We start from the raw sequence: 20,808 nt of genomic DNA on the forward strand, positions 1-20,808 counted from the left end.
ATAAGAAAGCGATGTGAAGATAAATGGGGAGAGAGTTCATTGATTTATTCGAGCGATGGGCGGAGTCTTATGATACGACAGTGTCAGGGCAGGATGAGGAATATCGAGATGTGTTCAAAGGATACAGCCACATCCTCACTTCTGTAGCTCACGCTTCTGTGGGTAATGTGCTTGAATTTGGTGTAGGAACAGGTAATCTCACTGCTATTCTATTGGATAAAGGATTAAATGTGATTGGCGTTGAGCCATCGAAAGCAATGAGAGAAAAAGCGACGGAGAGGTTTCCGAAATTAACGCTTTTCGATGGTGATTTTCTAGATTTTCCAGAGTTTGATGATTCTGTTCAAACCATTGTAAGTACCTATGCATTTCATCATTTAACAGACTCTGAAAAAGAAGTAGCTATTCGCAAATATAGCCAACTACTCAGTGAGAATGATAAAATTGTATTTGCAGACACGGCTTTCCAAAATGAGGATGCCATGAAACAAATGCATGAGAAAGTGAAATCACAAGGGTATTTGAATTTACTTCAAGACTTACAGACGGAATATTATACGACCATTCCGGTACTAGAAAAATTGTTTAAGAATAATGGATTTGAGGTAGCTTTTACTCAATTAAACGACTTTGTTTGGTTGATAGAAGCGATCAAAAAATGAAAATGTAAAGGAGTACATCATGAAGATCGGTATTATTGGAGCTATGGAAGAGGAAGTTAGAATTTTACGAGATCGCCTTGAGAATAGAAAAGAACACACCATTGCAAAATCAGAGTTCACGACTGGTGAAATAGATGGGCAAGAGGTAGTTCTTTTAAAATCAGGAATAGGAAAAGTTAATGCAGCGATAGGGACAACGTTGTTGAACCAGTTGTTTGAACCAGATTATATTATTAACACGGGATCGGCTGGAGGCTTTAATCCTGATTTAAAAGTAGGCGATATCGTGATCTCAAATGAAGTTCGCTACCATGATGTGGATGCGACCATATTTGGTTATGAATATGGGCAAGTTCCACAGATGCCGGCTCTTTATGAACCTGAAAGAATGCTTGTGGAAGCAGCTGAGCGTAGTGCAGAAAAAGTAACGGAGCATCAAGTAGTGAAAGGACTAATCGCAACTGGAGATTCCTTCATGAATGATGCAGTAAGAGTTGATTACGTAAGATCGCGTCTTAAGAATTTGGATGCAGCTGAAATGGAGGCTGGCGCAATCGCTCAGGTTTGTTACCAATTTAACACACCATTTGTTGTGATCCGTTCTCTCTCTGACATCGCTGGAAAAGAATCAAATGTTTCCTTCGAACAATTTCTTGAGACAGCATCGATCAATTCAGCCAACTTGGTATTAAATCTTGTAGAGGAGTTGAAGAATATTGGCTAACAAAATGAACGTAGAAAGTTTCAACCTTGACCACACGAAAGTTGCAGCACCATATGTAAGACTAGTAGGTGTCACAAAAGGGCCTAAAGGCGATGAGATTTATAAGTACGATATAAGGTTCAAACAACCGAATAAAGCACATATGGAAATGGCAGGTCTTCACTCAATCGAACACTTGATGGCAGAAAACATTCGTAACCACTTAGATAACGTTGTAGATATTGGACCGATGGGCTGCCAAACAGGTTTCTATCTAGCTGTACTAAATCATTCTGATTACGATGAAGTACTAGATGTATTAGAAAAGACGTTGAATGATGTGCTCGCAGCTGATGAAGTTCCAGCATGCAATGAAGTTCAATGTGGATGGGCTGCAAATCATAGCCTTGAAGGAGCAAAAGAAATTGCAAACGAAATGCTGTCACATCGAAACGAATGGCATGTCGTTTTTGCTGAATAGAGAGGCATTTTATGGATATTTATAATAATATTCACGAGCTCGTCGGCCGTACGCCGGTCATCGAGCTCCATCATTTTGATATTCCAAAAGGTGTTCGCTTGTTCGCAAAACTTGAGTTTTATAATCCTGGAGGGAGCATCAAAGACCGTCTAGGCCAAGAGCTTCTTCAAGATGCGATTGAAAATAAAAGAGTTGAGCCTGGCGGAACATTTATTGAACCTACCGCAGGAAATACTGGGATAGGACTTGCACTTGCGGCTGTTAACAAAGGGTACACCGTCATGTTTGTGGTTCCAGAGAAATTCAGTATCGAAAAACAAGATTTAATGAGTGCTTTAGGAGCACAAATTGTTCATACTCCAACTGAGTTAGGTATGAAAGGTGCAATTGCAAAAGCAAAGGAACTGCATGATGAGATCCCAAATTCGTATATGCCACAACAGTTCGGTAATCCTGCGAACCCAAAAACATACTACAAAACATTGGGACCAGAGCTTTGGCGTCAGCTTGATTGTGAACTCAACGTGTTTGTAGCAGGGGCAGGTACAGGTGGAACGTTCATGGGAACTGCTCGTTATTTAAAAGAACAGAATCCTAATGTTAAGACTGTAATCGTCGAGCCTGAAGGATCTATCCTTAATGGTGGGGAATCAGGTCCTCATAAAACAGAAGGCATTGGTATGGAGTTTCTCCCAGGGTACATGGACGATGCATATTTTGATAGCATTCATACGATATCTGATGAAATTGCCTTTCAACGAGTTAAAGAACTAGCTGAAAAGGAAGGTTTGCTTGTAGGAAGTTCTTCGGGAGCAGCTTTAGAAGCAGCACTTATTGAAGCAAGAAAAGCAGAAGCTGGAACGAACATTGCAACTATTTTTCCAGATAGTAGTGAACGATACTTAAGTAAAAAGATATACCAGGGAGGCATTTAGAAATGAAGCCGAAAACGAAACTAATACATGGTGGGATAACAGGCGATCCCCAAACTGGTGCAGTGTCTGTACCAATTTATCAAGTAAGTACGTATAAGCAGGAAGCAGTTGGAAAGTTCAATGGATATGAGTATTCTCGTACTGGAAATCCAACTCGTCATGCTCTAGAAGAGCTTATCAAAGACTTAGAGAATGGATATGCAGGATTTGCATTCGGATCAGGGATGGCTGCTATCACATCTGTTATGATGCTTTTCAATTCAGGTGATCATGTCGTCATGACTGACGATGTGTATGGTGGTACCTACCGCGTGATGACAAAAGTATTGAATCGTTTAGGCATTGATTCTACATTTGTTGATACAACGGATATTACTGCTGTTGAACAAGCGATCAAACCTAACACGAGAGCTGTTTTCATCGAAACACCTACAAACCCATTACTAAAAGTAACAGATATTAGTAAGGTTTCAAAGAAGGCAAAAGAGCATAATCTTCTTACGATCGTTGATAACACATTCAATACACCCTATTGGCAAAATCCAATCGAGCATGGTGCTGATATTGTCCTTCATTCTGCTACAAAATATTTAGGCGGACACAGTGACGTGGTTGCTGGATTAGTTGTTGTTAATTCTCAAAGCTTAGCTGAAGAATTGCACTTTGTTCAGAATTCAGCGGGTGGAATCTTAGGACCTCAAGATTCTTGGTTATTGATTAGAGGCTTAAAAACATTAGGCGTGCGTATGGAAGAACACGAGAAAAACACAGCGAAGATCGTTCAATTCCTTAGCGAGCACCCTGATGTGGAGAAAATTTATTATCCTGGATTGAGCACTCATCCTGGGAATAACATCGCAGTTAATCAATCAAGAGGTTTCGGAGGCATGGTTTCTTTCGATATCGGAAGTGCTGAGAAAGCGGATGAGCTGCTTAGTAAAGTAAAATACTTTACACTTGCAGAAAGTCTTGGTGCTGTCGAAAGTTTAATTTCAGTGCCAGCACGGATGACACATGCATCCATTCCGAAAGATCGTCGTGATGAACTCGGGATTACTGAAGGACTAGTACGTATTTCTGTTGGTCTAGAAGATGCTGAGGATTTGATTGAAGATCTTAAGAATGCATTGAGCTAATGTTGAAATCCCCTTATTAAAGGGGATTTCCTTTTATATGGAAATAGTTACATCCCTCTTTATATGCACTTCTATGCTAGAATAGTAGTGTGAGAGGTGATCGCAACATGAAAGAACTTCAAAATAAGATGACAGATTATAAGCGTTTTGCATTTATTTTATTGAGTTTAAGTGTCTTTCTGTATATCGGTTCCTTTCTTCCAATGGAAGGGAAAACTGATGAACGAGTCTTGATATTGACAGGTGGAGGATTTCTATTAGTAGGAATCGCGCTATTTTTCTATTCTCGTGCGATTGCCATACAGAAAAAGCTAAATGATTCTGATACAACAAATGATTAATGAAAAGACCATTCTTATTTGAATGGTCTCAGAGTATCGAGGAAATTTTAAGGACCATCCGCCACGGTAGGGTGGTGATTTCCGCTCCAGGATGCTCGCTTTCCTCGGGGCGGGCGGTGAGCCTTCTCAGCGCACAAAACCATTGCGCCTCCGGGGTCTCACCTGTCCCGCACATCCCGCTGGAGTCGAGCATCCTTCCGCTCCAATCTACATTTAAGTGTATGATTACGAGATAAAAGCAAAGCTTTTAAAAAACGTAGAGAGAATGAAAGCAAATGCCTACTTAATCATTATAGGTGGGAAAGCAAGCGGTGTTCTCCTACGGTATAGGGAGCTCAATAACCAGGGTTTTCTTACAAACCGAGACCATTCTTATTTGAATGGTCTTTTTTAGGTTCTTTTATTCATTAATACGTCATGATTTCTTTTAGACGTCCCTGCCATTTTTCGTCATCAAGGATGATTTGGAAAGAGATGCGTCTGTTTTTTCTGAATGCATCATTAGATGTTCCTTCTACCACAGGTTTAAATTCAGAGTACCCTGTTGCACCAAGGTATTTAGCATAATCCGTTGTTGCGAGCTTTGGATTAGCTTTCATAAGCTCTTTTACTACTGCGACAGATCGATCTGCAGATAACGTCCAATTATCATAAGGGACTTTATCTGTGTGACCTTCGATTAGAATAATATATAGGTACTGACTAATATCTTCTTCTTCTATTAAGCTTGCAAACACGTCTGCAAGTTCATTCAACACTTTTTTGCCCTCTGGACTGACTTCAGCACTTCCTGTATCAAACAATATGTCTCCTTCAACAGAAATCGTATTGTTAGGACCTCTTACAATCTTGTCTTTTCCTACATCTTCTTCTAGTTGTTGTTCAATTAGATCACTAATATGTTTTTTAACATCCGCGACTTTTGCTAGTTCCTGCTTCATGACGGTTTGGTCATAGGCATCATAGATCATTTGGACAAACGCAATGATGGCTACAAAAAGCATGACTAACACAATCATCGCCATCATATCAGCAAAACTGGGCCAGTAATGTTCTTCTCCGTTTTCCGATTGAAAACGCCTCTTTCTGCTTTTCATCGATTATCACCAATGATGCGAGAATGGATTTGTTGTTGAGCAGCAGTTTGTCTTCGAAGGTGATCCTCATATGATCGCAGTTGAAGCTGATAAGACTCAGATAAGTGGTGCTGGATGTCTTTTAATTCACGCGCGAGACCCTGATACAGGGAGTCCATACTAGTTGAAAGTGCTCGTAATTCATGCTGAAGCGGTTGATCTTTTTGCTCTCTTTCCATTTTATACATAATCGGCTCTAGCGCTTCACGCTTAATCTTATCGATTGCCGTAAACCATGCTTTTTCAAGCTGTGACACCGACTCTGCAAAATCCTGTGATGCTCTTCCGTACTGGTTTTGTTTATCTTGATAGCGATAGTACCATTCATCTTGCATCTGGTTGATCCTTCGTTCGAGATCTTCTTGAGATGATTGGTACCTTTGCATCTGCTCATCTAGTCCTCTTAAGTAATGTTGCCCAGTTTCTTCTGCTTTCTTCTGTGTTTCTTTAATTAAGTGATCTGACCGTTGGACTAGTTGTTCGAACTTGCGTTGCCCATTTTCGTGATGCCTCGATAGTGCTTGGAGCTGGGAATCTAATGTTTTTAACTGACCAGATAGCTCTAAAATGCTCTGGTTCACCTTTTCTTGGACACTATCAAGCTGTGTGAAAGACCCTTGTAACTTATCAGAAAATACTTCTAATGTGGATGTGCTTTCTGCAAATTGGTCGGTATATTTTCGTTGTGATGTAAGGATTCCATTAACATCCTGCATAGCTTTTTCTAAACCTGCTGTGAAATGAACCATGTTAGAAGAGAAGTCGCCTAGTGTTTCCTGGAAACTGTCCTCGATTCGACCAGCAAGTCTATCTAAAATACGTTCCATTTCATCATGAGGTTTTTCCTTGCTTAAACTTGCATGTAAATTATGATCTAGCAAAGCTTCACAATCAGATATGATTTTATCAAGGTAATATGCGGTAGTTCTACCACCTGTTAACACACCATTTTGAATCAATGTAAGAAACAAAGCATTTCCGATACCAGCTATACTCGTAACAAAAGCTACGCTCATTCCTTGAAAGGGGCTTGAAATGGCAGCAATGACAGAAGCAAGATCTAAATTTGCATCCTCTGGTTTTTGTGATAAAAAGAGCAGCGTCTCTTGCATTGAAGCGATGGCGATCGTTAAACCAATGAAGGTTCCGAGAATTCCCATGATAATAGAAGTAGGAGGAAGTTGCTGCATAAATCTCATCATTCCACCTGCAGGTACTTTTACTAATCCAAAGATAGCAACAGATTCTTTGTAAAAATGCTTTTCAATTAACGCCTGAGTATTGATAGGAGATATACCAGCCAGATGGTACGCTTTATATTCTTCGATTACCTTCTGAATCCACGGAGCCGCATACGTATTTTCATCGAGCTTCATCTCAGAATTTTCAATATCTCGCAACCACTTTTTCATTTGAATAGCAATTTGAATCGTTGCCGTCACACCAAGAACAGCTAAAAAAATAATGATAGCGAGGACAACAGTCGTCACATTGAGCATGTACTCACCTCCGCTTTGTATAAGTGTATGTCCGGAAAAAGAGAACTTTCATGCTTTCTTCGTTCGTTTTAAATGTCGAAATGAAAAGATAAATGTCACAATATAATATATTTCCGAAATTATCAGGTAATTTAGTAGAAAAGGTTTACAAACCCAAAAGACATCGATATACTAACCTTTGAAATCACTACAATAAAAGGAGGTCGATCCAAATGATGGAAATCACAAAAGCATCTGCAGAAACGAAAATTGAATATTGTAAAATGGTTCGACCGGCGCCTAATTTATAGGCATCCTTTATTATTAATTGGATATAATGCCGCAGGTCGATCTCCTGCGGTATTTTTGATTTGTGCCGTAGGTATATTACCTGCGGCTTTTTTGTGTCCAAAATTCGAGAGGAGGATGAACGATGATTAATATTGGAGTGACGAAAGGAAAAGTGAGGAAAAAGTGGGTCCCCTGAACTATCGAATGAAAGGAGGTCGTTAGCATGGTACCATTCCATTTACTGATCATTACTAGAGTAAAGAGCCTGTTTGAACCAACTCTTTCTTCAGAATGCCATCACCGTAATATCAAAAAGCAACTATCTGAAAACAAGATGAAAGCGAATCTATCTGGTTCAATGTGGTTTTAATCGTAGAAGATAAGGAGAAATGATCATGTTAACGATAAATTTATTATTTATTAGAGTAGGAATTACAATTCAAGAGAAAACAATGGAGGAAGAACTTCATTATCAAAAGGTTAAAGAGAACATGACTAATCGTGTAACTGGCGTAATGGAATAGCAGCCTTGGCTATTCTAACTAGTACAGAAAGGGTCGATTAAATATGATGCATGCTTCAGGAAGAACGATTCAAAAATGGATGGCAGTAGAGAAAGGCTTAACCTGACAATGCTTGAGAAAAGAGGAGGGGTATTAAATGACGATAAATTTATTATTTATCACAATTACCGTCAGATTATCAAAAAATAATAGATCGCTTTACCAAGAGTTAGACGCGAAAAGAAAACGCGAACTAATCGAGGACATAGAGTATAAGAAAAGCGACAATATCCATTATTAAGCAACGAAAGGCAGAACGTTTTAGTTCTGTCTTTTTGGTAATATTATAGAGAAAGAAAGCAATTTCGTTTTGAAACTAAGACAGTGGGTATTGATAAGTACAAGACATTGTATAAGAATAAGGATACTGGATGAAAAAACGGTTTAACTTTACGCCAATTATCAAATTTAGGAGTGAGATACTTGAGAGAACTACAGAAACAGATCGTTAACGAATTAGGTGTTCAACCTTCAATCGATGTTAAAGAAGAATTAGAAAAGCGAATTTCGTTTTTAAAGAATTACATAAAGAAGAGTGGTACGACTGGTTTTGTGCTCGGCATATCTGGAGGACAAGATTCTTCTCTAGCAGGGCGTCTCGCTCAGCTTGCAGTAGAACAACTGAGAGAAGAAGGTACGGATGCATCGTTTATTGCAGTTCGTCTTCCGTACGGAGAACAAAAAGACGAAGATGATGCCCAGGCGGCACTTAAATTTATACAGCCCGACAAAACCGTTACGATTAATATAAAACCAGCCGTTGATGCTTCTGTTTCAGCTTATTTAGAGGCGACAGGAAACGATCTAACTGACTTCACGAAAGGTAACAACAAAGCTCGTGAGCGTATGATATCCCAATATAACATTGCTGGTGACGAGAAAAAACTAGTCATCGGAACAGACCATGCTGCTGAGGCAGTAACAGGCTTTTATACTAAGTTTGGTGATGGTGCATGTGATATCGCACCGCTGTTTGGTCTTAATAAAAGACAAGGACGTGACATGCTTGAACACTTGGGTATGCCAGACCACCTTGTTGATAAGGTACCAACAGCAGATTTAGAAGATGATCGTCCTGCACTTCCTGACGAAGAAGCGCTAGGTATTAGCTATAAACATATCGATGAATACTTAGAAGGAAGAGAAATTCCTGAAGATGCGGCAAAAACGTTAGAAAGTCACTACTTAAAGACAAAACATAAGAGAAACCTACCACCTACTATTCATGATAATTGGTGGAAGTAATTTATAAGGAAAGAGACCTGAATAAGGTCTCTTTTTTTTCATATAACTATTTAATAATAGGACGGCTTTGTATCGTATAAAGTGTTATATGAAAGGCAAGTATGTACATGAAAACACTCCATCATAAGTGTGATTGAAGGTAACCATCTGTAAATCACGTAAGATAGTCAATTTTGATTAAAAAAGATAAAGGGGTAAAGAAATTGGGGGTATCAGAAGATTACTATTACGCACTCGTAGAAAGTATCTTAAATGACCTTTCTTTAACAATTAACGTTAAAATTGAAAGGCATTTCCCAGGCAACAGAAATATTGGTGGCAAATATTCTTTGAAGACGAAAACGATTACGATGTATCTTGAGGAAATTAAAGAACAGTGTAGAGGTGTGCTTGGTACTGAAGAGAGAGTGATTGATTACTTTAAGGTTATTTTAGCGCATGAGATTGGGCATTCGGAAGATAGAGAATTAGAAGAACTTGCTATACGGAAAGAACACACAAAAAGTAACTATGCAAAACACCAGCTAGCATTAAGAATTGAGGAGAATGCTTGGAACTATGCAAAACAAGCTTTACCAGAACTTTCACCATTAATCCAAGTGATCCAAAACCACTCGATGAAGATTTATATGAACAGATCTACCGGATAATTTGACGGAATATTCTGTGTACAAAGTTGTGATAAGCTGATAAAATAAAACAAACTAATAATGATTTCATTGCCTTAGCCAACATTTGTAAAGGTGTGAAGGACATGAAAATAATCAAGACATATTATCCTAGAGTTAAGATAATCGAGGTATTTATGGTTCTTGTTTATTGTGTTGTTGTCGCATTTGGTACGGTACTACTGTGGGTGAAGGGTGATTTATCTATTGAAAGATGGCGGACATTTATGTTGATCGGTCTCATTTACATTGCATTCTGCATTTTGTTGAGTTTCTGTATACGTACTCAACGAATCGAGCTTACTGAGAAAGGAATGCAACACAAACTTTTTGGATTAAATCGAAGAGTTGTGTCTTTTTCTTCTGTGAAAAGAGTGACATTTGGAAAAGTAAATGGTTCCATTGTAATCGCGATCGAAAAACATTACGATAAGAAATTAACGTATGTTCCATATCTTCCATTTGAAGAAGATTGGGACGAAATCAGCTCATATATTAAACAAAAGAATAGTGAAGCCATAATTGCTATATAAACGTCCAGGAGGGCGTTTTTTGTTATATGCACTATAACACGGTAACACGTTATGATCTCCACGAATACACTGCCATAAGTGAGGTGGGGCATGGATGGAATGGTTTGAGATTGTTGGTGTGGCTTCAATAGTAACCGGACTTACGTTTATTCGTATTAAATATGGACGGAATTCTAGACATTATCGTTACATGAGAGAAGAATATATGTCAGAGAAATGGCCAAAAGAAAGAAAAGCTCATCGAGATTAGTGAATTTATGCTAATCAGGTGAGCTTTTTACTTTTTTAGGTATATAGAAATGGACAGACACAGTAGCCTCGCCTCACACATAAACTTAAGTTAAGGTGTAAGCCCACCATATGGGAGGTGAGTATGTGTCGTTACTGGCAGCACTTGCTTACTTGTGTAAGGAAGTTCTTTTCTTTGTCTCTTTTGTGAAAAACAATGCTTTCCCACAACCCTTATCCAAAAAGGATGAAAGAATGTATTTAGAATTGATGGCAAAGGGAGATGAAGAAGCTAGAAATCGATTAATCGAGCACAATTTACGTCTTGTAGCCCATATTGTAAAGAAGTTTGAGAATACTGGGGAAGACCCTGAGGATCTCATCTCCATCGGAACAATCGGTTTGATCAAAGCGATCGAAAGCTATTCGACCGATAAAGGAACAAAGCTTGCAACCTATGCTGCTAGGTGTATTGAAAATGAAATCTTAATGCATCTACGCGCTCTTAAGAAAACGAAAAAGGATGTTTCCCTACATGACCCAATTGGTCAGGACAAAGAAGGGAATGAAATTTCTTTAATCGATGTATTGAAGGCAGAAACAGAAGATATCGTCGACCTGATACAATTAAATATGGAAAAACAAAAGATTTATGATTATATCCATATATTGGATGAAAGAGAAAAGGAAGTTATTGTAGGCAGGTTTGGATTAAACCTCGAAAAAGAGCTAACCCAACGAGAGATTGCAAAAAAGCTAGGTATCTCAAGAAGTTATGTGTCAAGGATTGAAAAGCGAGCGTTAATGAAGCTCTTCCATGAGTTTTATCGCAATCGTAAAGAAAAAGGAAACGGAGCATAGGCCTGCCATTTGGCGGGTTTTTCTTATGTTTCAAAAGTTGGAAGGGGAATAGAGACGATAAGAATACGAGCTTTACCTATAATGTGAGCAAAGGGAGAAGGGTGGGAGTGGTAAGTCAAAGGTGTTGGAATACCATACTCTCAGTCGAGGTGCTAAGGGAAAGCGTATAGATAAAAGAAAAGTCTCAGATTATAAATCCGAGACTATCCGACAAAATCGAATAATTGAAGTTTATTCGACTGGTTCACTATTTGTGTTGTATGTGGTCAAAACTTTTCTAGTCCAAATTTTATATCCTTCCCCATTCAAATGAAGTCCGTCATACGTATAATTCTTGTTTAGCTGACCATACTTCAAAAACTCAGGGTGTAAGTCTATATAATGATAGTCGTGTAACAAAGCAAGGTTCTTGATCTGCTCATTTAACTTACTAATATCTTTGTTGCGAACGTTGTGATTCGTCAGTTTTTTATTAATCGGAAGAAGACTCTGTACGTAAACAGTGGTATTTGGAGAATTTTTTTTGAGCGTATCAAGAATATACTTATAGTTGGTTTCGATTTTATCGATGGATTGACCAGCAATCATGTCATTGATTCCAATCATCAAGTACAAACGATCTGGATTAGCATTTGTGATTTCTTCTATCCTATTGATAACTCCAGTGGTCGTATCTCCAGCTATCCCTCTGTTTAATACCTGGTGATCACTTAATGCTTCTCCCCATTCGTAATAATCCGTTAAGCTATCTCCTAGAAAAATTGTTTCGCTTTCCTCATGTTTATAAGAATCATATATACTTTTTTTCGTTTGATAATATTTTGTGTAGTAAGTTATATTCTTCTTCTTAGATTCTGAATCGTTTTCTGGCATCTCATTCGCATTCGTTCGAATGAAATTCGTTTGATTTTCTGCGATTAGAAGTAGTATCGCTAATGTGCAAGTAATCAAGGTAAGGATTACAATTCTTTTCTTCAACGTCATCACGCTCCTATTGAGTACGATAGCCATTATACCCTTTCTTCATCCAACTGAAAGGAAAAAGTATTATTTTTTAATAAAATAGTAAAAAAAACCCCCATATAGGGGTTTTATAAAGTAATATTTGATTCTCTTTTTAGAAAATCGACTTCTTTGTAATACGAATCTTTAACGAGAAGATTAGGACCGAGGCATTTAACAGCTGGGCAATGACAGCTTACTGATTCAGCAATCTTACTGTCTTGCCATTTCCTATAAGCGTCGTTTAAGTTTGTATGTTGAATGTTTCCTAGAGGAGGTGTGTCTCCGAAATCTGTAACGATAATATCACCATCAAAAATATTCATATTGAGGCGTGAGCGGCCATCTGGATCGTTTCGAACCGTAACATTAGGTTCAGCATATAAACGCTCCAAAAGCTTTAAATCCTCAGGATTCGAACTACAAGGATAGAAGGGTAGTGTTCCGAATAGTAACCATACGTTTGGATCTCTATGATCCAACAGTCTATGGATACCTTCTCGAATCTCTTCTAGCGAGGCTATGTCAAGGTCCGAAGCAAAGTCTGAAGGATACATGGGGTGAATCTCATGTCTTTGACACCCCATCTCAACGATTTGTTGGTGGATCGCTTCTATATTTGGTAATGTTCGTCGGTTTATCATTGTTTCGGCAGAAACCAAAACACCATTTGAAGTTAGGTCCTTTGCATTTTCAACCATTCGGTGGAAATATGCCTCACGTTGTTGTAACGTTGGCTTCTTTTCCATTACTGCAAACCCTATGTCTGTGAAATCATCTATGCTTCCATAGTTATGAGAGATATGTAATACATCAAGATATGGCAATATTTTATCATATCGTTTTCGATCTAAAGTTAGGTTCGAATTAATTTGTGTTTTTGCTCCTCTTTCATGTGCGTACTTGAGAAGAGGGGCAACGTAGTTTTTAACTGATTTCATCGATAGCATAGGCTCTCCACCGGTGATACTTAAGGCTCTAAGATGTTCTACTTCATCTAAACGCTCCGTTAAGAGCTGAAGAGGTAAAGGATCTGGATCTTTTGGTTGCAGGGTATATCCTACAGCGCAGTGCTCACATCTCATATTACAAAGTGTTGTTGTAGTTAATTCGATGTTTGAAAGGACCTGTGTCCCGTGTTCTTCTACGTCCATATAAGCTTCCCACGGGTCATTAGTGGGGGTAATGGTTGTTCTCATCATAATCGACCCCTTTATTAAATAGATAGCTATTATGCCTTCTTTCATTGTAGAACAAGATGGTATATAAAAATAGCCACATCAAGGAATTCAGAAAACTCCGCTAATCCCTATACAACAATGACAAACTCTACATAAACTATCTTATCTAGGGGGAGTAGGTATAAATGAGAGAAGGAGGGGGAACATGAGTTACGGTTATGGTTGCGGATACCCGGGGTACGGATACCCATATCCACCGTATCCTTATCCAGGCTACGGCGGGTACTTTGCATTAATTGTTGTTCTTCTTGTATTGCTACTTGTTATTGGCGGCGGTTATTACTACTACACGAATTTTTACGGCAGAAGATACTAATAAAGTAGACCTATCTTTTTATAACAAAAAAACAAACACCTGAGGTTACCCTCTTGTGTTTGTTTTTTTTGCTGATGAACGCAAATCATCTCTTGTAGTTTTCTCCCAAAGTGGAACTCCTTTTTGATAGGCTGCTCTAGAAATCATATGACCTGAAACTGGAGCTGTCATTAGGATGAAAATAATACCTAGCACCAATTTCCCACTTACCATATGCTGTTCTGTTAAAAAGTAGAGAAAAGCAGCAATCAAAATACCGGCAACGCCTAAAGTAGCACTTTTTGAAGCTGCATGAAGGCGTGTATATACGTCAGGTAGACGAAAGATACCAAGGGCCCCAGAGAAAAGAAAAAACGTTCCGATGATCAATATGATACTAATCACGATTTCTTTCAATGATAACACCCTTTTCTAAGAATTTGGCGATTGCAACAGTACCAATGAAAGCAAGAATACCTATTAGAAGGATAATATCATTGAAATACTGCGTTTCAAGTTTTATAGCCAGAATACCTGCGATCGCCATCAGGTTGATTCCAATCGTATCCAACGCTACCGCACGATCGGGATTAGATGGTCCTTTAATGGCTCTGTATAACAAGAAAAGTGTTGAGATGGCAATTACGACTATACATAGAGTAGATACCGTTGATAAAAGTGATGTCATCTCGTCACCTCCATGATCGCTTTTTCAAAGGTGCCTTTAATTTCCTCGATGACCTCGTCAGCATCAGGTGCATCCATAGCATGTACGTATATGAACATATTGTCTGGTGCAACGGAAACAGAAAGAGTTCCTGGCGTCAAAGTGATTAAATTAGCAAGCATTGTAATTTCCCAATTCGTTCTCACTTCGATTGGAACAGCGATGATTCCTGGTTCCATATTAAGTTTCGGGCTATAGACAAGTTTCACAACTTGTATGTTTGCCATAATAAGTTCTTTCATAAATAAAAACAATAGCTTGATGATCGACCACAGTCGGTAGAAATAGAATCGATCTGGAATAAAACGTTCCATAAGTAACAACAGGACGATTCCTGATAGATACCCGATGAAGAATGTGCTGAATGAATAACTCTCAAACAAAAACATCCATAATACAGCAATAATCAGATTGATTATAATTTGAATTGACATGCCATCTACTCCTTCATCACCGAATCAATATAGTTGATTGGATCAATAATCTGATCTCCAATCGATTGAATGGTTGGGTAAAAGAATTCTGCACCAATTCCAAGCAGTACAGTAAAGAACAGTAGAAATGCAGCGGGCATGACCTTATTTCGAATAGAAATGTTCGGGACCTTTTCGAGTTTGTCTTCTCCCCAGAACCCTTTGATAAAGATTTTCATAATCGATATAAGAATAAGTAAACTGGTTAAAAGGCCAATGACAGCAACTGTATAATGTCCTTCTTCAAACGCTCCTCTTAAAATAAGTAGCTTTCCTACGAATCCGCTGAACGGAGGTAGACCCGCTAGTGCAAGGGCAGCGATAAAGAATAGCCAGCCCAGTAAAGGTTGATGTTTGATTAATCCACCCATTTTTCTTAAGTCAGATGTACCACTGTACGCAGCCATAGCACCCACTAGTAAAAATAATGCTGCTTTAATGATCATATCGTGAACGAGATAGTAAATAGATCCTGCAAGCGCAGTAGTCGAAAACACGCCAATACCGAGGATCATATAGCCTACTGCTGGAATGATGTTATAGGCTACTATCAGTTGAATATTGTTTGTTGATAAAGCACCCACAACACCGAAGATCAATGTAACCGCAGCTAATATAATGAATAGCTGATGTGTAAACGTAAGCTCATACACGAAAATAAGTGAAAACACTCTTAATATTGAATATACCCCTACTTTTGTTAATAAAGCCCCAAATAAAGCTGAGATAACGGTTGGGGGTACAGTATACGATTTTGGGAGCCAGAAATATAACGGAAATAACGCTCCTTTTGTTGCAAAAACAACTAATAACAAAATAGCGATCGTTGTAAGAATTCCGCCCTGTTCGACTTCACCAACTCTTTCCGCTAATTGAGCCATGTTCACGGTTCCAACCACTGCATAGAGGAAGGATACGGTCGTGACAAACAATATTGATGAAAATAAATTGATAATAATGTATTTAAAAGACTCTCTAAACTGTTCTTTCGTTCCTCCAAGAACAATTAATCCATAAGAAGCGATGAGTAAAACCTCAAAGAACACAAACAGGTTAAACAAATCACCAGTAAGGAAGGCACCACTCACACCAGCAATTAAAAGCTGGAAGAGTGGATAGAAGTAAAACCGCTCGCGTTGTTCATCAAGTGAATGAAACGCATAAAAAGCGCAGGCAGTTGCAACGATATTTGCCGTTACGACAAGTACCATTGCAAGAGGGTCTGCAACAAGAACGATCCCATAAGGGACTGTCCAGTCACCTGCTTTTAATACCATCGTTCCATTTTGAACGACTTCATAGGCGATTGTCGACACAGCGATTAAGTTTACAATTACCATCACTTTCGTAATCATTCTTACGACAGGAAGCTTACTGTTGAAAAACACAAGAAATATTCCGGTCAAAAGTGGAAGTAATATTGGCAATATGACTAAGTTACTCATGGTCGTTTCCCCTTAATTTCTCCATATTATCTGTTCCGTTAGTTTGATAAGCTCGATACGCTAGCACAAGAAGAAATGAAGTTACGCCGAAACTGATAACAATTGAAGTTAAGATTAACGCCTGTGGTAGCGGGTCGACATAATTTGTTACGCCTTCAGCTAAAATGGGGGGGTTTCCGCGATTAAGCTTCCCCATCGTAATAATGAAAAGGTGAGCACCGTGTGACAATAACGCAGTTCCTATGACGATTTTGAGTATTTGTTTTTGAAGCATCATATAGATTCCTGCTGTGAATAGTAATCCAGCCAGCACGGACATAATTATTTCCATTATTCATTTCCTCCCTTCTTGCCGGGACGTAGTTTAATCATAGTGAAAATACCGATAGCAGCGAGTCCGAGTACGAGAATTTCAAGCATTGTATCAAGACCACGGAAATCCACTAGTATGACGTTAACAATGTTGTCTCCTCCGCCAAGTTTGTATGAATTCTTGATGAAGTAGTCGGAAATTGGCTCGAACATTTTCGAACTGTGAGAAGCAATTCCAATTAGTGTTACGATCAGGCCAACCGATATTGAAATAACCCAGTTCACAACATTCGTTCTTGGAGAAGATTTCTCTTTATCAAGGTCAGGAAGGTGATAGAAGCAAAGTAAAAACAATGCTACTGTAACCGTTTCTACAATGAGTTGAGTTAAAGCTAAATCAGGAGCTCTGAAGAACACAAACAATAGTGACAATCCATATCCTACGATCCCTAATACAAGAATAGCAGCTATACGATTATTCATAAATATTGTTCCGAAAGCTGCAACCGCCATAACGACCGCAATCATTACTTCAGGAAGTGCAATCGGTGCAAGATCATCCAACGATAGTTTAAAACCACCTGTCACACTCATCGTGATCACTAGAAGTGCAACGAAGAAGGTAAGGATGTATACGAGATAATGTCTTAATGAGCCAGTCATATAAGCGTTGGTAACTTTCTCAGATCCTTTAACCATACCGTTCATTAGAGCATCAAAAACTTTTGCCGCAGACATTTTACCTGGTAAAACATCATATACGCGCTCCCACTTTGTTCTAGTCAAGTAGAGGAGGGTTCCAATGATCAACACAGCTAAACTCATGTACAACTCAGGATTATCGATTCCATGCCAGAATTTGATATGAGGGTCGACTACTAAATTTGTAATCGAATCAACCATTGGTGCTAATAGCGTGTGTCCAAAGAAATTAGGAACAATTGCAATGATAATGATTAATGCAACTAAAATCATCGGCGAGATCAACATACCGATTGGTGCTTCATGAGGCTGTTTCTCTAGTGTATCCCTTTGCTTTCCGGTGAAGGTACGGAAAAATATCATAACAGAATAGATAAACGTAAATATACTTCCTCCAACTGCAAAATAAGGGAAGAAAGGTGATACGGCCTCAACGATAGGTGAAGCATGTTCAAAGTGAAGAGAAGATTTGAAAAACATCTCTTTACTCAAGAATCCGTTCAATATTGGTAACGGGAAACCTGCCATTGAGAAAGTTCCAAAGAGTGCAAGAGTAGCGGTAATAGGCATGAAAGTAAATAATCCACCAAGTCGGCGAATATCACGCGTTCCCGTTTCATGATCAATAATACCTGCCACCATGAACAGACTTCCTTTAAAAGTAGCATGGTTAAGAATATGAAATACTGCAGCTAAGATAGCGGCTTTTGTACCGAATCCAAGCATAGCCATGATCATACCTAGCTGGCTAATCGTTGAATAAGCAAGAATTGCTTTAAGGTCCGTTTTGCGCACCGCCATATAAGATCCCCAACATAAAGTCAGTAAACCAAATCCACTAACAATGAGAAAGAAGAGGTCAGTACCTGCAAACACAAGGCTTAATCTTGCGACAAGATAGATACCTGCTTTTACCATTGTTGCAGAGTGTAGAAAAGCACTTACTGGAGTTGGTGCTTCCATCGCATCAGGAAGCCAGGTGTGAAATGGAAATTGAGCAGACTTCGTAAAGGCTCCTAATAAGACTAGGATTAAAATAAATGTAAATAGTGGGGAATTGACAATGAGATCAGCATTTTCGATGATTCCTCTTATGCTAGTCGTCCCCGTTATGTCTGCCATAAGTATAAATCCGCCAAGCATCGCAAGGCCACCAAACACTGTAATGACCATTGACTTCAAAGCACCAGAAGTTGATTTTTCACGCTGGTACCAGTAACCGATTAATAGGAATGATGAAATACTTGTGAGCTCCCAGAATGTGTATAACACAAACAAATTATCTGAAAGAACCACACCAAGCATAGCGCCCATAAATAAAAGAAGATAAACATAAAAATGGCCAAGTTTTTCCGCTTTACTTAAGTAATAGATGGAATACAGAACAACGAGCGATCCGATTCCAGTAATCAGAAGCGCGAAAAATAGGCCAAGACCGTCAATATAAAATGTCACATTGACACCGAGTGAAGGAATCCACTCAAATGTTTTAAGCGTATGTACTCCCTTTAAAACATTATGAATAAAAGTTGAAAAATACCCGAATAACACAATCGGAACTGCTAGAACAAACCATCCTAAGTGGACCTGTTTGACGCCCCGATAAATAAACGGGATGAAAAACGCTGCCAGAAAAGGAAGCAAGACAGCTGCATGAAGCATTCTATAAAACCCTCCCTAATTAAAGCTCAATATGAAAAAGTTCAAATGAACTTATTTTGCAATATCTCAATTGTAATCAAAAATCGACTCATTTTTCAACTTTTCATGCTCGAAAAATAACTTTACCGTATAAGTTTTCCAAACAACGCCAATTCTATTTGCGAAAGGAGACATCTAATGATAAAATCCATATTTATTCTTATACTCATTATGATTGGCGTAGCAGGTTGCGAATCGATATACAAAAGTAAGGATCTTTCCCCTTATGGTTCGAGAGAATATTATCGAGTAGTTGAAATGGAGCCTATAGGAGCGGCAATTTGGGAGGATACGAATTTATCTAATACGTTAGAATCCATTAAGGGACAATTGAAGAACGAAACAATGGTCAAGGACGTCATTGTATTAACGCATAACGAACAAGTTGTTGTTGCTCTTAAGCCTTACGCTTATGATAGAAGAACAATAGGAGATGTGCTTTCTAAATACAATGGTTGGTTTGAAGATCAAGGATTGAATGTGGCACTACTCACAGCTCCAAGTCATTATCGCAAAGCAAAACAAATGAAGAGAATTGACGAGATGAATAGTGATATGTGGGAATCAGAGTGGGGAAGTTTTTTTAGTGAGTGATCAAACAAAAAACCAACCTCACATAGTCAAGGTTGGTACATTTACATTCTAATAAGAGATATCTTTTCATTCAGGCTTCTTCTTTCGATCTCTTTTTGTATTAATTTAATAAAGTCGCTGCTAAGTTTAAGCTCTCTCGCTTTTACATAGGACTCGATCAATAAATCGTCTGATAATTTCTCCAACAAAGCACCTCCTAATAAATAGGTTATTTTAACCGGTCATTCCGCATATAGTGTATGTGGATCTTTTATTTGCAGTTAGCTTACCATGTATGCAGAATCAGAACAACCGTTCCGTTATCCACAGTTAATAGTGGATAAATTGTGGGTATATTGTTTATATACTTCAAATATTCAATAAACTTGTGGTGGATTATGTGCATAAGGTTATCCACAGGTGAATGAGTTAACAAATTTTGTCGAAAAGTTTTAGTGCTCATTCAATATTTCTTACAACTGGTATGTAAATAAGGTAGTTGTACCTCTTGAAAATATTGATACAATAGGAATGTCATAAATACTAGGAGTGTTGCAATTGTTGAATTCTTTGTTACCTAATGAACATGTAGAAGATATATACCATATTAAACCTGAAGTTCTTAAAGAACGAGGGGTCAAAGGTATCATTACTGATTTGGATAATACGCTTGTCGAATGGGACAGGCCTGATGCTACACCAGAATTACTAAAGTGGTTTAGGCAGATGAGTGACGAAGGCATCATGGTGACGATTGTTTCAAATAATAATAAAAACCGTGTAGAGAAGTTTGCTTCTCCTACAGAGATCCCATTCATCTACGAAGCAAAAAAGCCGATGACTAAGGCGTTTCGTAAGGCTTTAAAAGATATGAAGATCGAAGCTGATGATGCTGTGGTAATCGGAGATCAAATATTTACCGATGTACTTGGTGGTAATAGAATGGGTCTTCATACTATACTTGTTGTTCCGGTAGCTAAAACTGATGGTGTTTTCACAAGATTTAACCGAAAAATGGAAAGTGCCTTTCTTTCTTGGATGAAACGCAAAGGGAAGATAAAGTGGGAGGAATAAGG

General features: G+C 38.5%; 28 protein-coding genes. 17 read left to right on the top strand and 11 right to left on the bottom strand.

The annotated features are described in order from the left end of the window. The first annotated feature begins 23 nt into the window (after positions 1–23). From SJY16_RS06935 to SJY16_RS06960, 6 genes are all read left to right on the top strand, one after another. Entirely contained in the window at positions 24–662 is a 639-nt protein-coding gene (locus SJY16_RS06935; protein ID WP_377888377.1) for a class I SAM-dependent DNA methyltransferase, read from the top strand. Between the two features lie 19 nt (positions 663–681). Further along, the gene (mtnN, locus tag SJY16_RS06940) at positions 682–1,386 is read left to right on the top strand and encodes a 5'-methylthioadenosine/S-adenosylhomocysteine nucleosidase (RefSeq protein ID WP_377888378.1); all 705 of its coding nucleotides are present in this window, start codon (positions 682–684) and stop codon (positions 1,384–1,386) included. Next, positions 1,379–1,846 (top strand): S-ribosylhomocysteine lyase, encoded by a 468-nt coding sequence (locus tag SJY16_RS06945; protein WP_318246481.1) that lies wholly within the window; start codon positions 1,379–1,381, stop codon positions 1,844–1,846. Before mtnN ends, SJY16_RS06945 begins: the two co-directional genes overlap by 8 nt. A gap of 11 nt (positions 1,847–1,857) precedes the next feature. Then, entirely contained in the window at positions 1,858–2,781 is a 924-nt protein-coding gene (locus SJY16_RS06950; RefSeq protein ID WP_377888379.1) for a PLP-dependent cysteine synthase family protein, read from the top strand. Positions 2,782–2,783: 2 nt separating this feature from the next. Next, positions 2,784–3,917: a bifunctional cystathionine gamma-lyase/homocysteine desulfhydrase gene (locus SJY16_RS06955; RefSeq protein WP_377888380.1), complete on the top strand. Its 1,134-nt coding sequence runs from the start codon at positions 2,784–2,786 to the stop codon at positions 3,915–3,917. A 107-nt stretch (positions 3,918–4,024) separates the two neighbouring features. Beyond that, positions 4,025–4,258 (top strand): YrhC family protein, encoded by a 234-nt coding sequence (locus SJY16_RS06960; protein WP_377888381.1) that lies wholly within the window; start codon positions 4,025–4,027, stop codon positions 4,256–4,258. 407 nt (positions 4,259–4,665) lie between these two features. On the opposite strand, the gene SJY16_RS06965 is transcribed toward SJY16_RS06960, so the two are convergent. Then, positions 4,666–5,355, bottom strand: coding sequence for an OmpA/MotB family protein (locus tag SJY16_RS06965; protein ID WP_377888382.1), 690 nt, complete (start codon positions 5,353–5,355; stop codon positions 4,666–4,668). After that, entirely contained in the window at positions 5,352–6,893 is a 1,542-nt protein-coding gene (locus SJY16_RS06970; protein WP_377888383.1) for a hypothetical protein, read from the bottom strand. Before SJY16_RS06970 ends, SJY16_RS06965 begins: the two co-directional genes overlap by 4 nt. A gap of 493 nt (positions 6,894–7,386) precedes the next feature. Here SJY16_RS06970 and SJY16_RS06975 point away from each other — a divergent pair, with 493 nt between their 5' ends. From SJY16_RS06975 to sigK, 8 genes are all read left to right on the top strand, one after another. After that, positions 7,387–7,533 (top strand): hypothetical protein, encoded by a 147-nt coding sequence (locus SJY16_RS06975; protein WP_377888384.1) that lies wholly within the window; start codon positions 7,387–7,389, stop codon positions 7,531–7,533. A gap of 25 nt (positions 7,534–7,558) precedes the next feature. Further along, entirely contained in the window at positions 7,559–7,687 is a 129-nt protein-coding gene (locus SJY16_RS06980) for a hypothetical protein (RefSeq protein ID WP_377888385.1), read from the top strand. Positions 7,688–7,823: 136 nt separating this feature from the next. Beyond that, positions 7,824–7,967: a hypothetical protein gene (locus SJY16_RS06985; protein ID WP_377888386.1), complete on the top strand. Its 144-nt coding sequence runs from the start codon at positions 7,824–7,826 to the stop codon at positions 7,965–7,967. Positions 7,968–8,149: 182 nt separating this feature from the next. Continuing rightward, positions 8,150–8,971, top strand: a complete 822-nt coding sequence (gene nadE, locus SJY16_RS06990; protein WP_377888387.1) for an ammonia-dependent NAD(+) synthetase — start codon at positions 8,150–8,152, stop codon at positions 8,969–8,971. Positions 8,972–9,174: 203 nt separating this feature from the next. Then, entirely contained in the window at positions 9,175–9,621 is a 447-nt protein-coding gene (locus SJY16_RS06995; protein WP_377888388.1) for a hypothetical protein, read from the top strand. A 104-nt stretch (positions 9,622–9,725) separates the two neighbouring features. Then, positions 9,726–10,172 (top strand): hypothetical protein, encoded by a 447-nt coding sequence (locus tag SJY16_RS07000; RefSeq protein WP_377888389.1) that lies wholly within the window; start codon positions 9,726–9,728, stop codon positions 10,170–10,172. A gap of 94 nt (positions 10,173–10,266) precedes the next feature. Further along, positions 10,267–10,422, top strand: a complete 156-nt coding sequence (locus tag SJY16_RS07005) for a hypothetical protein (protein ID WP_377888391.1) — start codon at positions 10,267–10,269, stop codon at positions 10,420–10,422. 125 nt (positions 10,423–10,547) lie between these two features. Next, a complete protein-coding gene (gene sigK, locus SJY16_RS07010) occupies positions 10,548–11,261 on the top strand; it encodes an RNA polymerase sporulation sigma factor SigK (protein WP_377888392.1) in 714 nt (237 codons plus the stop codon). 231 nt (positions 11,262–11,492) lie between these two features. Here sigK and SJY16_RS07015 read toward each other — a convergent pair whose 3' ends face one another. Next, entirely contained in the window at positions 11,493–12,239 is a 747-nt protein-coding gene (locus tag SJY16_RS07015; RefSeq protein ID WP_377888394.1) for a GDSL-type esterase/lipase family protein, read from the bottom strand. A 113-nt stretch (positions 12,240–12,352) separates the two neighbouring features. After that, positions 12,353–13,465 carry a radical SAM/CxCxxxxC motif protein YfkAB gene (gene yfkAB / locus SJY16_RS07020; RefSeq protein ID WP_377888395.1) on the bottom strand — a complete coding sequence of 371 codons (1,113 nt, stop codon included), beginning with the start codon at positions 13,463–13,465 and terminating at the stop codon, positions 12,353–12,355. Between the two features lie 184 nt (positions 13,466–13,649). Between yfkAB and SJY16_RS07025 the strand changes: the two genes are divergently transcribed. Beyond that, the gene (locus tag SJY16_RS07025) at positions 13,650–13,820 is read left to right on the top strand and encodes a sporulation protein YjcZ (RefSeq protein WP_377888396.1); all 171 of its coding nucleotides are present in this window, start codon (positions 13,650–13,652) and stop codon (positions 13,818–13,820) included. Positions 13,821–13,865: 45 nt separating this feature from the next. On the opposite strand, the gene mnhG is transcribed toward SJY16_RS07025, so the two are convergent. Genes mnhG through SJY16_RS07055 form a run of 6 tightly spaced genes read right to left on the bottom strand, consistent with a single transcriptional unit; the run spans position 13,866 to position 19,120 of the window. Then, positions 13,866–14,225 (bottom strand): monovalent cation/H(+) antiporter subunit G, encoded by a 360-nt coding sequence (gene mnhG / locus SJY16_RS07030; protein ID WP_377888397.1) that lies wholly within the window; start codon positions 14,223–14,225, stop codon positions 13,866–13,868. Beyond that, a complete protein-coding gene (locus tag SJY16_RS07035) occupies positions 14,197–14,487 on the bottom strand; it encodes a Na(+)/H(+) antiporter subunit F1 (RefSeq protein WP_270179365.1) in 291 nt (96 codons plus the stop codon). Before SJY16_RS07035 ends, mnhG begins: the two co-directional genes overlap by 29 nt. After that, positions 14,484–14,960 (bottom strand): Na+/H+ antiporter subunit E, encoded by a 477-nt coding sequence (locus tag SJY16_RS07040; protein ID WP_377888398.1) that lies wholly within the window; start codon positions 14,958–14,960, stop codon positions 14,484–14,486. Before SJY16_RS07040 ends, SJY16_RS07035 begins: the two co-directional genes overlap by 4 nt. 5 nt (positions 14,961–14,965) lie before the next feature. Continuing rightward, positions 14,966–16,444 (bottom strand): Na+/H+ antiporter subunit D, encoded by a 1,479-nt coding sequence (locus tag SJY16_RS07045; RefSeq protein ID WP_377888399.1) that lies wholly within the window; start codon positions 16,442–16,444, stop codon positions 14,966–14,968. Further along, the gene (locus SJY16_RS07050; protein WP_377888400.1) at positions 16,437–16,775 is read right to left on the bottom strand and encodes a Na(+)/H(+) antiporter subunit C; all 339 of its coding nucleotides are present in this window, start codon (positions 16,773–16,775) and stop codon (positions 16,437–16,439) included. The genes SJY16_RS07045 and SJY16_RS07050 overlap by 8 nt, the downstream gene beginning before the upstream one ends. Beyond that, entirely contained in the window at positions 16,775–19,120 is a 2,346-nt protein-coding gene (locus tag SJY16_RS07055) for a Na+/H+ antiporter subunit A (protein ID WP_377888402.1), read from the bottom strand. The genes SJY16_RS07050 and SJY16_RS07055 overlap by 1 nt, the downstream gene beginning before the upstream one ends. Positions 19,121–19,297: 177 nt before the next feature. Here SJY16_RS07055 and SJY16_RS07060 point away from each other — a divergent pair, with 177 nt between their 5' ends. Next, positions 19,298–19,753, top strand: coding sequence for a hypothetical protein (locus tag SJY16_RS07060; RefSeq protein WP_377888403.1), 456 nt, complete (start codon positions 19,298–19,300; stop codon positions 19,751–19,753). Positions 19,754–19,794: 41 nt separating this feature from the next. Here SJY16_RS07060 and sda read toward each other — a convergent pair whose 3' ends face one another. Then, positions 19,795–19,938, bottom strand: a complete 144-nt coding sequence (gene sda / locus SJY16_RS07065; protein ID WP_377888404.1) for a sporulation histidine kinase inhibitor Sda — start codon at positions 19,936–19,938, stop codon at positions 19,795–19,797. Between the two features lie 355 nt (positions 19,939–20,293). Here sda and SJY16_RS07070 point away from each other — a divergent pair, with 355 nt between their 5' ends. Further along, positions 20,294–20,806, top strand: a complete 513-nt coding sequence (locus SJY16_RS07070; RefSeq protein ID WP_377892100.1) for a YqeG family HAD IIIA-type phosphatase — start codon at positions 20,294–20,296, stop codon at positions 20,804–20,806. Positions 20,807–20,808 lie beyond the last annotated feature (2 nt).

The sequence above is a fragment of the Alkalihalobacillus sp. R86527 genome (assembly GCF_042466185.1).
Lineage (GTDB): Bacteria > Bacillota > Bacilli > Bacillales > Guptibacillaceae > Guptibacillus.